The following is a 12,033-nucleotide window of genomic DNA, read 5'->3' on the forward strand; positions in this document are numbered from 1 at the left end:
TTGGGGGATTTAGGGGGCTGAAGCCGATTAAAACGAAGCGACAAGACTTGTCTTACACTCAACACCTACTGCGGCTTCGTTTCCCCTTTTAAAGCCTGCTGCGCCGAAATTCCATCCCCCTGAAATCCAAAGTACCAAAGTACCGCTGCCGCCTCTGCACGAGTCACCGATCGCTTCGGCTGAAAGATCGTGGTATAGCCAAAAGCTCGTCGAATATTCGCCTGATCACCATTCTGGAAATCCGCATACACCGCTCTCAAAGCTGTCGGATCAATCCGATTCGCATCCTGGAAGCCCCAAGTTTGTTTTACCGACTCGATCGTGGCATTCGGCAACACTTGTCGCGTATCCACTGGAATCTTCCACAGAATCAAATCTTCCCGCGTCAAAGGGGCATCCGGTCGGAACAAGTTCGCACTATTGTTGCCAGAGAGCGGACTCGGAATCAATCCCGCCTCTGCTAATCCCTGAATCACTGCGAAGTCTGCATCTTTCGCAGGCACATCTCGAAACGCAGATTGTCCTGTTTCCACAGCTAAACGAATCTGTCTTGCAGGTCGATCGCGATAAATTCGATTGTTCGCTTCCACTAACCATCGCGCATAAACCCGCCGCGTAATCGTCTTATTCGGTTCAAACAAAGCAGTGTTACCAGATTTCGTTTGCGAGGTTAGCACACCTAATTGAGCTAGATCATTGATGTACGATCGCAGTTCTTGAGGGGCTTTCTCAACATCAGAAAACGCAACACTAGAACTATCCGGAGCGGGACTTGCAGTTGGAGAAGGACTTGGCGTTCCAGGTTGTGCTGCTTGTTGTTCCGCTTGAGTCTCGATCGAGAAATTTGCTCCACTCTGAGCCGCTGCAACTCCAATTCCAACCCTCAAGCCTTGCCGCGAAGCAATCAGTCGTCCTTGCTCTGCGTTTTGCTCACTCAGCGTCCAGCCATTTTTTTGCAGTTCATCCCGATAGAAATTGAAAATACGATCGCGATCATCCGAAGTTGACCAGCGCGTAAACAAATCGGTACTTTGCTCGATCGGCGTATTTCCCGTCGATCGAGCTTCAATCAAGCTTGCATTCGGATAGCGAGGCACTTCTGTAGGAAAACTCGGCGGCAGTTGTGCAGTCTGTTGCGGTGAAGACTGAGGACTTGGACTACCCGTTAACCGAGGGTCAGCCGCCAGCGAATCCCTGAGTGAACCTGCTAGTGGGGAGTTTGCACAACTGGATAGCGGCAATACACACAGCATTGCCAATCCAACGGTTGCCGAAAATTTCTGGAGCGATTTCACGATCGAACTATCCACATCACTTTCGACCACACTAGCGCAAATCGGCTCTCGTTTGGATTAGTCGCGATCGTCGTCGAGCATTTTCTGTAACCGCGATCGTTCCAGCACATAGTAGTCCGAGAGTCCGCTGCGAGTCGCTTCGATTTCCTGGGATTCTTCTGAAAAAATTTCAAATTTCTTCATCCACCAATCGAATGCGCTAGGGAATCGAACGTGTTCTTGTGAGGCTTGGAGCAGTTCTAGGGCAGAATCTCTCAAGCGATCGCGATCGGGATTGTCGTCTTGCAACATCGCGCAAGCCCGCTCACGCAATTTGGTACGGATTTCAGAAGCAGAAAGCTTGAGACAGTCGGGAGAAATATCGCCTAATAAGAAGCCGCGATCGGTATAGAGCAGAAGCCGAAGTTTGCCCACCTCGAATGTCGTGTTGTGAACAGTACAAATTAGATTTTTAGGGCAGGTTGTCAACTTCCGATCAAGTTGTATTTTCATGTTGAAGATGAGCGAAGAGACGAAAATTTAGAGGCTTTTATGCTCTTAAATTAACGGATTTTCCCCTCAAAATTAGCGTTGTTTTGCAATTCTCCACATTACAAAGTGTTCTACGATCGCTTAAAATTCTTTATCCTTTGTAATCTGGATTACGCTTTCGGACGTTCTCATTTGTCTACGATCAAAGAATCGATACTTCACTTTCCGTTTTGCCTGACATAATAAGTTCTGTATTGAGAGATACCAAGCAACTGTGCAACCTGTTTCGCGATCTGATGTGTTGTATGTAATTGACCATTGTTGGATGGTCGAAGATCCGCGTGAGGATGAATACGCATATCAATTTTTACAGATTCAGGATCGGCATCGCGTTCAGTTTGAACGGGCACTTGAATGTGCCGATGAGAACCAGTATGAAATAGTAAAACAGTATCTTGATGCCATTCGCGAAGAACGCGATCGAGCCGAAGAGATTTTGTATTGGTTATTTCTCGATTCAGAACTGCGGCAACAAGGCAAGACCGTCCCCGACCTGTGGGAGGAGAAAGTAGGGTAGAAGAATCCCACGACCTTAGCGAAGTGGAGTCGTGGGAGTGTCACATTGAAGTTTCAATAGCCATCCACCGACCAATGCGGCGGATCGTACTCTAACTTGTACACGCCGTAGGTCGCGCCCACATCCCACAAATCAGAATTATTATTCGCCTCAGCAGGAGTGCCGATCGAGACGGTTCGCCCATTGCCATCGCGGATTCGCATTGGAGGCTTCCAAGTGACAATCCAATCGATCGCTAATGCCTGAGTATGTCGAGACACTAGCGCCGCAGGATTGCCACCAATATCGAACGCATTTACCATATCTCGCGCCGCTTGATACGAAGCGGCATCGGTGTAATGTACCCAATCGATATCAATTCCAGCCATCGGGGGCACATCCCAAGGCGCAATATCCCGATTATTCAATTGCACCGCATAGTGCATCATGTAAGCCCGTTGAGGCGGACGATACGTATTGGTCACAGTAATCGATGCGCCTGCATCTCGTAACGCTTTTTCAAAGGCTTGGACTCTCTGACGGAAGGGTGAGGCTAAATCATCGATCGAGCTACTTGCGGGAAAAAATCTCACCCACTGCGCTCCGCTTAATCTCGATCGTTGTCTTCGAGCGTATTCGGTTAAAATCGCTAATCCAGGCGCGTAGTCGATTCCTAATCTTTGTTTTGTTTGATTCGACAATTGAGCATCTAAACGTGGGCGGAAATTCACATCGAGAATCTTATAAGCCTCGGTCATTCCTTTCGTGCTACCGAACCCGAAATTTCCATCGATCGTTAACGGTGGATTCAATCGCCCGATGACATTCAAACTTCGTTGTAAGTCTTGAACTTCTGCAATTCCATAGTTCAAATAACTCAGCAACATTGCAGCAGTCAAACCCGCAACGCGATAAATAAATCCTTGTGACAACGCTTTCGTATAAGTTCCCCTGCCGACAATGCCATCTGCAACCAATCCATTTTTCTGTTGGTAGTCTCTAGTCACTCTATCAGCGACACTGCCGAAGCCATTGTCCACGGCTCCGATCGGATAATTTTGATCCTGTAAAAATCGCTGCCATGCTCCCACGGCTGATCCCGTTGAACCTCGTTGAATCGTGGGAAGTCTCAGCGCATTGATATTAAAAGCCATTCCTGTCTCCTGAACCCGGTGCAGGCATTCACGCCTCGCGATCCATCATAATGATCGCAACAAAAAACGGATGTAACGCTTAATCAAGAGCCGTTACATCCGTTGATATAGCAATCCTAAGTGAGTTGTGAAGTCGGGAGGGTTGTGAAGAAGTGGGGAGTGGGGAGTGGGGAGTGGGGTGTTGCTCCCGTTTTGATTTCTTACTCCCTACTCCCTACCCCCCACTCTTTCTAACGTTTACGACTCAAATAGGATCACTATATGTTTATTTCAATCAGCTAAAAATCAGAAGGAGCCGCCGATCGCATTTTTGCTTTCGCTTTCGCCGCACTCTTCTTCAGCGCATCCAGTCGGGATTGATAGCGCGATCGCAGTTTTTTCTTCGGTGTCTGATCGATCAAGGTTTTCAACGCGCTGCCCAAGCTTTTATACGCATTCGGGAGCGTGTAGCCAAATCGAGTCGCTAACTGGATCGCTCGTTCATCCGCCTCGATCGCTTCTTTGACCGTTTTATCACTATTATTTTTCTGGTACAGTCTCCAGCCTGCTACACCAGAGAGTCCCATTGCCAACAGCAACAGTAAGCCATCTTGAACCCATAGCTCACCCACTGCGCCACCTAGCCCGATCGCTAATGCCGCCATTTCCCAGCCATCTTTGGGAATCGTGTCTGCTTGAATCCGAGCGACTTCGTGCCAAAACAAGAGATTGCGCTGGTCGATCGCCAGTTGATCCCATTTCGGCATATCAATCTGAATCTCCACTTCATCGCGACCGATTTCTTCGGACGTGATCAACGGGGGATTTACAGCGGTCGTCGTCTCGATCGTCACCCAGCTTTGGAGTTCTGGAGGCAGCAAAGTTTTCAAGCGACGTAACTCGCTCATGTCGGCTCTAGCGGACGAGGTTGCATAAGATGTCATGTACTCAGCCTCAGAATGAATTCCTAACCTCTAGGAATAATCTTAGCGATTCCACGGATTTAGGGTAGGTAAATTTCATTCTGCCTGATGAAACCTTTATCAAGCAAGTCGTATGAACCGATCTTTCTGAGTTTAATTACGCATTCGGGTAGGAGCAGGTGGCGGTGGACTCTCTGGAGTGTAATGGGCGATCACGAATAGCGGTAGAACAAGCGTAACCAGCGCGATCGCCGTCCCAACAAGATTCGCCACAGTGTGGCTTGAAGATGGGGCAGGTCGCTCCGGAGCGGTCGTCTCACTCCCGATGTGCATAGATGAATTTAACCAATTCGACACGGATTAGCAGGAAGCCCTGATTCTTTCCTAGTTAACCCAGGGAACAGTAAAAAGATTTCACTGCATAAATAATTTTAGCTGATCTTTTGGAAAGAACTGTTATCGATAAACAATTCTAATTAAAGTTAAGTGATTTCTGATACAACTTAGACAGTTCAGTGATCTGCATTTATACGTTATCTATCAAAAGATAGATGTGAATAGTGCGATCGAGCTTACTTCTCTGAGTTAACAAATTTGCGATCGATCTAAACTGATTCGAGATGACAGTTTGAGAATAGTGATTTATCGCCGAAATCACACCCAAAGAACGAACAGTTTAAGAATAGTGGTTTACCGCCTGAATCGCCCCTCGAATGGAATTCGGGGCTATCGGAACAAAGTCTGTTAGAAACAGACTGAGGAGTTTTCTACAAATGGCTTTCAGTCCCCTTCAGCGGACTTTGATCCGATAGACCGTGATTTCCAATCACGGGCGCAATACAACCGAAGCGAGGGATCTTTAAAGCATCGTCTAAATCGTATCACCCGACAGACGGCAGTATCCCGAACACAGCAAGTTCGGTTCTACTGACTGTGGGGGAATTCTGGCTTTGTTACAGTATGTATATTGAATCAATCCTCAGTTGCGAGGTAGAAGACCGTGAACGATACATCCAATCAACTTCCTGAGTTCATCCAAGGTGTCGGCGAATCGAACGGTAAGTTTTTACAGTATGTTCAGTCGCTTGATCCTGAGACGATCGCTCAACTCTCGAAGCCTTCATCGCCAGAAGTTTTGCAAGTGATGGAGCGCAATATTTTCGGATTGTTGGGGGGTCTTCCACCCGAAAATTTTGAAGTGACGATTACCACGAGCCGCGAAGATTTAGGTCGCCTGCTCGCGTCTGCAATGATGAGCGGCTATTTCCTCAAGAGCGCAGAGCAAAGATTAGCGTTTGAGAAGTCGTTCCAAGCGATCGATGCCGAATAGTCGATCGTTGAATACTAATTCATCGGCAGGGGGTTTCTCTCTGCCGAATTTTGTTGTGTCTGAACTGCGATCGTCTTTGCTTGATTGGTATGTGGATCAAGGTCGATCACTTCCTTGGAGAGAGACACGCGATCCTTACACAATCTGGGCTTCTGAAATTATGCTTCAGCAAACTCAAGTCAAAACAGTGATTCCATATTTTGAAAGATGGATGAAACTGTTTCCATCGATCGAATCTTTTGCGAATGCTGATTTGCAAATGGTTCTCAAAGCTTGGGAAGGTTTGGGATACTATGCTCGTGCCCGAAACTTTCATCGTGCTGCACAACAAGTTTTAGAAGAACACCAAGGACAGTTCCCAACCGATTTAGAAACCGTTCTGAAACTTCCTGGAATTGGACGTACCACGGCAGGCGGAATTCTGAGTGCAGCATTTAATCAACCGTTAGCGATTTTAGATGGCAATGTGAAACGAGTTTTAGCGCGAATGATTGCGCTGGAAGTTCCACCAAGCCGATCGATGTCGCAACTTTGGGCGCTTTCTGAAACATTGGTCGATCCCGAAAACGGGCGCGATTTTAATCAAGCATTAATGGATTTAGGTGCAACCGTTTGCACTCCGAAAAATCCAGCTTGTTTAATTTGTCCTTGGCGATCGCACTGTGAGGCGTACAATCGAGGAGTTCAGTCGGAGCTTCCTATGTCAGAAACTCGTGCGCCGATTCCACACAAAGTGATTGGAGTCGCAGTGATTTGGAAAGATCAGAAGATTCTCATCGATCGACGAAAAGCAGAGGGCTTACTCGGTGGACTGTGGGAATTTCCGGGCGGAAAAGTCGAACCGGGTGAAACGATCGAACACTGTATCAAGCGCGAAATCCAGGAAGAACTCGGCATCGAGATTGAAGTGGGTGAGCATTTGATTACAGTTGATCACACTTACACCCACTTTCGAGTTTCCTTGAATGTTCATCACTGTCAGCACGTCTCAGGAGAACCACAAGCGATCGAATGTGATGAAATTCGCTGGGTGACGATCGATGAACTTTCTGAATTCCCATTTCCAAAAGCGAACTTGAAAATTATCGAAGCATTGAAACAGTGAAACGGTTGTATCTCGTACTATCCGCCTAATGAGAACTGAAATCGTCCATTTCCTCGATCGTTGTCAACATTTTCAGGATTTTTCGCATATCTCACACCACAAACAAAACTAGGGCTGTAACCGTGAACTAAGAGCAATTGGAGCCTGCACATTATCGAGCGATAGAGCGACCACAGGCAAATTTTCAAGGCTACTCTGTGAAACAACGATCGTAGGTTTGACTTGGCGTTGGGCAATCATCGCTGTCGCCGTTTGGTTGTATCTAGCAATTGCGATCGGGAGTTGAGTCGATAAGCTGAGTTTGTATTGCTCGATCGACCCAGGCGCATTTGTGTTTGTGTTAAATGCAATTTTCGATCGACAGTTATCTGCTTCCATGCCGATTGCCATCGGATCGCAGTCGATCGCACGAGCAGGCTGAATCAGCACTAAACCGAGAAAGCTGGCAACAGCAAGAGAGAATGAAACTCGCATCTATTCTTTTCCAAAATCATCATCCGCAGTTTAGTCGCATCGAAGGCGCGATCGTCCGCCACAGATGTCATCAAAAATCGTGACAATTGTAATGATGTGTTGGGAGCAAATCCGTTGATCATAGAACCAAGGTTTCGGCAGAGTCTCAGCTATGGGCAAAATCGCATTCCGTCAGTTTCTCAACTCAGTGACGCGATCGCTCCCCGAAACGGTCACAGCACTCGATATTGTCATCATTCTGCTCGACTTGGTGCTAGGTCTGATTATGATGCGCTATCACCCGTATCGACCCTTTCTGCCCGATACCTGGTTCATGGTCGGATTCCACATTGTTTTTCTTTTACTGAGTTTGATCACACCGTTTCAGCAGGAGCTATGGAAACGGCGACTTTACCTGTTTGTGTGCATGAGTATGATTGCAGGTGCAGTTTTACTAGAGTTTGATTTTCAATTGATTCTCTATTGGTGGATTGTAAAAAGCTGCTTTCTACTGCCTCGCAAAGAAGTCATCGTGATGGTGGTCAGTTTTGGGGTCGTGTATCTTGCGGGATATGCTTGGATTTTGGAGCAAATTTGGGGTCGAATAATTGCTCTTATCGCGGAAAAAGGAGTGAGTACTGTTCTTCAGCTTCAAGTCTCTTGGATCAATCAGTTAATTTTTTTCCTCGGTGGCAGCACCTTTTCGATCGTGCTGGGATTTCTAGTTCTATCTGAACGTCAGAGCCGAGAACGCACAGAAGCACTTACACAACAAGTTGAAGCGCTTGCGACGGCTCTAGAAAGAACTCGGATTGCCAGAGATATTCACGATTCTCTGGGACATTCCTTAACAGGATTAGGAATTCAACTCGAAGCCGCTCAGAAACTTCAGCATCGAGATCCAGAACAAGCACAGCGATCGCTATTTCTAGCTCGACAACTCGCGGATCAATGTTTACACGATGTTCGTCGATCGCTGTCTAGTTTGAGACAATCTGACTTTGATCTCAATCATGCGATCGCTGTTCTGGTTGCACAAAGTCAGCAGGCAGGTTTCTCTATCCAGCTTGATTTCAAGCTACCCCAGCTTCCTTTGCAGTTGAGTCATCAACTCTATTGCATTGTTCAAGAGGGATTAGTAAATGTGCAGAAACACGCTGATGCAACTCAGGTGATACTGCTTGGAAGAAGTAGCGCTGATGCGATCTTCATCAAGCTCCAAGACAATGGAAAAGGGTTTGATAGAACTCAGCAAACGGGTGGATTTGGCATACGAGGTATGAAAGAACGATCGCAAATTCTGGGAGGGCAGTTCAGCATTGAGAGCGTAGTTGGGCAGGGAACCCAGATTCAAGTCATTGTTCCAGTACAACTTACTTCAGAGGAGCATTCTCGGTTAGGAGAGCGCTGTACATGATCAAGCTTCTACTCGTGGATGATCAAGCAATTTTCTGTCAAGGGTTAGCAGCGATTTTGAGCTTAGAGCCAGACTTAGAAGTGGTCGGACTTGGAAGTGACGGACAGGAAGCGATCGCATTAGCCGAACAGTTTCAACCGGACATCATTTTGATGGATGTGCGAATGCCTCATTGTGATGGAGTGACAGCAACGCGAGAAATTCACGATCGTTATCCCTGGATTCGCATCTTAGTACTCTCTACATTTGATGAGGACGAATATATCTATCAGGCACTTCAAGCAGGAGCGCTCGGCTATATTCTCAAAAACACACCTACAAACCAGATTATTGATGCGATTCGTGCTCTGCATCGTGGAGTGAGTCAATTAGGACCCACGATCGCGCCCAAGGTTTTCGCACATTTAAGCGCAATGCTTCCGACTCAATCGATCGAGTCTTATCAACTGAGTCGTAGAGAACTAGAAGTGCTTGCACTATTGAGTCAAGGAAAAACAAACTCGGAAATTGCCCAGTTGCTCTTTCTGAGTGAAGGAACCGTTAGAAACCATATCAGCCGAATTTTGAGCCAATTAGGATTGCACGATCGTACACAAGCGGCACTCTGGGCAAAGCAGCATCTAATTTAGCAGTACACGCCTATTTCCGTTTTGCTTCGTTGCTGCTGGCAATGCGCGATCGAATATCAGAGAGCGATCGTCCTTGGCGAAGTTGATCCAGCCAGGTTCGCAGCCCTCTTGTATCGGCATCGCGACCTAGAAGTTCCTGATAGATTCGATTGATGGCATCTCGTGCTTCTGGACTGCGAACTAATTCCTCGCGAATATCTTTCAGCGATCGATTGTCTCGCTCTAGAAATCTTGTCCAAGTTCGCAACCCGCTTTCATCCACTCTTCGCCCAAACACATCTTCGTAGAGTTCTGCGATCGCATCTTTCGCATCATCACTTCGAGCAATTTCCCGCCGAATTTGAGACAGCGATCGACCTCCTGCCAGTTCTCGAATGTACTCCCGAACTTTGTAGCCGTCTGAATTTCGTCCAGTGATGTCGCGGTAAGTTCTGCGAATCTCTTCGGAAATTTGACTCGATCGAGCTTCTTCAATGTTCGTGCCGCGCAAATTTACCCCAAACAATTCGGCAAATGTCAGAACCGCGTCCCGTAAATTGGCATCTCTAAGATCCGCATTCGACAAATCTGCTCTTTGCAAATCAGCACTCCTCAGATTTGCTTCTTGAAGATTTGCACCACTGAGATTTGCACCATTCAAGATTGCACGTCTTAAATCTGCACCCTGTAAATTTGCTCCGCGTAGATTGACCCCCCGAAGATTTTTCCCTTGCAAATCCACATCGCGCAAATCACAACGGACACACGATCGAGTTTCTAAGAGTTGCCGAATTGGATCAGCACTCTCCGCATAACCAGGCAAAATAGTACTCAGTGCAATTCCAAAAGTAGTTAGAGCAAGAATCGCGGGTTTCATAGATTGAGCAAGTAACGAATAGGTTTAAGGAATGCTACAGAATCAGCAAATTCGATTCTGGAAATCATACTTAAAGTATTCGTCGCTACCCGAATCGGATTTGTTCCGATCGTATAGAAACCTTAGCAATTCATCGCGCCTCAGCGGGCATCAATCCCAAGGTTGTGAGAAGTCGATCGCTATCGAAATACTGTTCGATCATTTGGCAAATACACTGAAACTTGATTGGTTCTTGCAGTCGCACTTCCCCAAATGCTCGTTCAATAATTTCAACCGTTGTTAATGTGTCCAGATCGACAGAGAGAATCGGAATTTCCAAATCTTCTGCACGAGAAACAATCTCTTTCGTCGGTGGAATATGTCCCGTCAGAATTAAACACTGAGTCGAAGTTTCGAGTGCTGCTAACTGTAAATCAGTTCGATCGCCACCCGTAACGACTGCCATATTTTGCCGAGCGCGGAAATATTTGAGTGCTGAATTGACGTTCATCGCTCCGATCGTCAAACTTTCCACCATGTGATCTAATCGATCGCCCCGACACAGAACCTCAGCGTTGAGTTGATGAACCAATTCCGCAACGCTGACACTTCTGAGTAAAGTACTGCTGGGTAGCACTCCAAACACGGCAATCCCTTGTTTCTCTAAGAATGGACGGAAGGAATTGTTAATCGAATCAATCTGATCCCTTGGCACATCATTAATTAGGACACCAATTAAGCGATCGCCTAATTTCTCTTTCGCGCTCAGAATCAAATCGAGCAATAAAACAGAATGGAATCGTGCCACAAGCATGACCGACGCTTGAATTGCATCAGCCACTTGCAACAGCGATAAATTAAATAACTTCCCTTCACTCAGCGTTCCAGGACCTTCAAGGATGACCAAATCACCCTTTTGTTGCTGCGATCGCTCAATCAACAACTGACGATAATCCTGCGTATCCGAACCATTCAACCGATTCTCGACTGTCTCCGGATTCAGCGTTAAAACCGGGGCTTGAAGTTGATCGCGATTTAGCCCGATCGTTTCTGCCACAAACTGAATATCACCGTCACTATCCGCCATTTGGGTTTGTCCCCAACCGCCGCCCAAAGCCTTTCCATAGGCAAGATCCAGCCCTCGCGCTTTCAGTTGGTGGAAGAGTCCTAAAATTGCAGCAGATTTGCCACTATAGGCTTCCAGGGAACCAATCAATAAATACTTGGCAGACTTAGGCACGCGCTCACTCCGGTTAATCAAAGAGCCGTCTCAGACTCTAAGAATTCTATCGCACTCGTGTGGGCGGAAGTCTGAGAATCCCTCTAAAAGTTAAGGGAGCGACCCAAGATGATCGCTCCCTCAACACCATTTCTAAATTGCTTTTAATCGTCGATTCTCAGCAGCTTTCGATAAAACGACTGGGAAAAATCTGACAAGCGAGTGCGCTTAAAGTTGTGAATGACTTCAATCAAGAAATCCACAAATTCAAAATTCGCCATCATCACTTCATAACTTAGTTCCGCATTTCCCTCGAATTGAATCCGACAGCGGCACAAATCCGCCGGAAGCGTCGAAACATTCCAGGAAGCAATAAAGGGAATACTATCGCCACCTTCGATTTTGCGCTCTCCCTCTAAAGCGCCTTTCTGATAAAGACTAATCGCAAAGGGTAGAAGCTGTTTCTTTCCCTGCTGCGGGTAGTAGGGCGTATACACCCCAACTTGTTGAGTGGGTGCGGGTTGAAGTTTCTCGATCGACATACTTGACTTCCTGTTTCGTCAATCCAATTGGGCGGAGTATCTTGCGGGCGGACTCATTATTCCCTCAAATCTGTTTCAACCCCACATTGCATTTTTGTTACAAAACTTAAAGCCATTCTCAGATA

Annotated in this window: 14 protein-coding genes; 5 read left to right on the plus strand and 9 right to left on the minus strand. The window is 46.7% G+C overall.

Going from position 1 to position 12,033, the window contains the following annotated elements:
* Positions 1 to 65: 65 nt before the first annotated feature.
* Together ACQ4M5_RS10765 and ACQ4M5_RS10770 are read right to left on the minus strand one after the other, a co-directional pair.
* Positions 66 to 1,325 carry an S-layer homology domain-containing protein gene (locus ACQ4M5_RS10765; protein WP_430675610.1) on the minus strand — a complete coding sequence of 420 codons (1,260 nt, stop codon included), beginning with the start codon at positions 1,323 to 1,325 and terminating at the stop codon, positions 66 to 68.
* Between the two features lie 27 nt (positions 1,326 to 1,352).
* Positions 1,353 to 1,787, minus strand: coding sequence for a hypothetical protein (locus ACQ4M5_RS10770; RefSeq protein WP_430675611.1), 435 nt, complete (start codon positions 1,785 to 1,787; stop codon positions 1,353 to 1,355).
* Between the two features lie 253 nt (positions 1,788 to 2,040).
* On the opposite strand from ACQ4M5_RS10770, the gene ACQ4M5_RS10775 reads away from it, so the two are divergent.
* A complete protein-coding gene (locus tag ACQ4M5_RS10775) occupies positions 2,041 to 2,343 on the plus strand; it encodes a hypothetical protein (RefSeq protein ID WP_430675612.1) in 303 nt (100 codons plus the stop codon).
* A 53-nt stretch (positions 2,344 to 2,396) separates the two neighbouring features.
* Here the strand turns inward: ACQ4M5_RS10775 and ACQ4M5_RS10780 are convergent, their stop codons facing one another.
* The 3 genes from ACQ4M5_RS10780 to ACQ4M5_RS10790 form a co-directional block, all read right to left on the minus strand.
* Positions 2,397 to 3,476 carry a peptidoglycan-binding domain-containing protein gene (locus ACQ4M5_RS10780; RefSeq protein WP_430675613.1) on the minus strand — a complete coding sequence of 360 codons (1,080 nt, stop codon included), beginning with the start codon at positions 3,474 to 3,476 and terminating at the stop codon, positions 2,397 to 2,399.
* A gap of 278 nt (positions 3,477 to 3,754) precedes the next feature.
* The gene (locus ACQ4M5_RS10785) at positions 3,755 to 4,399 is read right to left on the minus strand and encodes a DUF3318 domain-containing protein (RefSeq protein WP_068380815.1); all 645 of its coding nucleotides are present in this window, start codon (positions 4,397 to 4,399) and stop codon (positions 3,755 to 3,757) included.
* 132 nt (positions 4,400 to 4,531) lie between these two features.
* On the minus strand, positions 4,532 to 4,711 hold the full coding sequence (locus tag ACQ4M5_RS10790) for a hypothetical protein (RefSeq protein WP_430675614.1): 180 nt from the start codon (positions 4,709 to 4,711) through the stop codon (positions 4,532 to 4,534).
* A gap of 667 nt (positions 4,712 to 5,378) precedes the next feature.
* Between ACQ4M5_RS10790 and ACQ4M5_RS10795 the strand changes: the two genes are divergently transcribed.
* Positions 5,379 to 5,708, plus strand: coding sequence for a DUF760 domain-containing protein (locus ACQ4M5_RS10795; protein WP_430675615.1), 330 nt, complete (start codon positions 5,379 to 5,381; stop codon positions 5,706 to 5,708).
* Positions 5,674 to 6,813: an A/G-specific adenine glycosylase gene (gene mutY / locus ACQ4M5_RS10800; RefSeq protein ID WP_430675616.1), complete on the plus strand. Its 1,140-nt coding sequence runs from the start codon at positions 5,674 to 5,676 to the stop codon at positions 6,811 to 6,813. Before ACQ4M5_RS10795 ends, mutY begins: the two co-directional genes overlap by 35 nt.
* Before the next feature lie 108 nt (positions 6,814 to 6,921).
* Here the strand turns inward: mutY and ACQ4M5_RS10805 are convergent, their stop codons facing one another.
* Complete coding sequence (locus ACQ4M5_RS10805) at positions 6,922 to 7,287, minus strand: hypothetical protein (RefSeq protein ID WP_430675617.1); 366 nt, start codon at positions 7,285 to 7,287, stop codon at positions 6,922 to 6,924.
* Between the two features lie 151 nt (positions 7,288 to 7,438).
* Here ACQ4M5_RS10805 and ACQ4M5_RS10810 point away from each other — a divergent pair, with 151 nt between their 5' ends.
* Together ACQ4M5_RS10810 and ACQ4M5_RS10815 are read left to right on the plus strand one after the other, a co-directional pair.
* The gene (locus ACQ4M5_RS10810) at positions 7,439 to 8,683 is read left to right on the plus strand and encodes a sensor histidine kinase (protein WP_430675618.1); all 1,245 of its coding nucleotides are present in this window, start codon (positions 7,439 to 7,441) and stop codon (positions 8,681 to 8,683) included.
* A complete protein-coding gene (locus ACQ4M5_RS10815; protein ID WP_430675619.1) occupies positions 8,680 to 9,312 on the plus strand; it encodes a response regulator in 633 nt (210 codons plus the stop codon). Before ACQ4M5_RS10810 ends, ACQ4M5_RS10815 begins: the two co-directional genes overlap by 4 nt.
* A gap of 10 nt (positions 9,313 to 9,322) precedes the next feature.
* Here ACQ4M5_RS10815 and ACQ4M5_RS10820 read toward each other — a convergent pair whose 3' ends face one another.
* The 3 genes from ACQ4M5_RS10820 to ebsA form a co-directional block, all read right to left on the minus strand.
* On the minus strand, positions 9,323 to 10,168 hold the full coding sequence (locus tag ACQ4M5_RS10820) for a pentapeptide repeat-containing protein (protein ID WP_430675620.1): 846 nt from the start codon (positions 10,166 to 10,168) through the stop codon (positions 9,323 to 9,325).
* 130 nt (positions 10,169 to 10,298) lie between these two features.
* Complete coding sequence (locus ACQ4M5_RS10825) at positions 10,299 to 11,387, minus strand: phosphotransacetylase family protein (protein WP_430675621.1); 1,089 nt, start codon at positions 11,385 to 11,387, stop codon at positions 10,299 to 10,301.
* A gap of 143 nt (positions 11,388 to 11,530) precedes the next feature.
* Positions 11,531 to 11,908: a type IV pilus biogenesis protein EbsA gene (gene ebsA, locus ACQ4M5_RS10830; protein ID WP_068380828.1), complete on the minus strand. Its 378-nt coding sequence runs from the start codon at positions 11,906 to 11,908 to the stop codon at positions 11,531 to 11,533.
* Positions 11,909 to 12,033: the final 125 nt, after the last annotated feature.

It is taken from the genome of Leptolyngbya sp. AN10 (assembly GCF_050565645.1).
Taxonomy (GTDB): domain Bacteria; phylum Cyanobacteriota; class Cyanobacteriia; order Leptolyngbyales; family Leptolyngbyaceae; genus Leptolyngbya.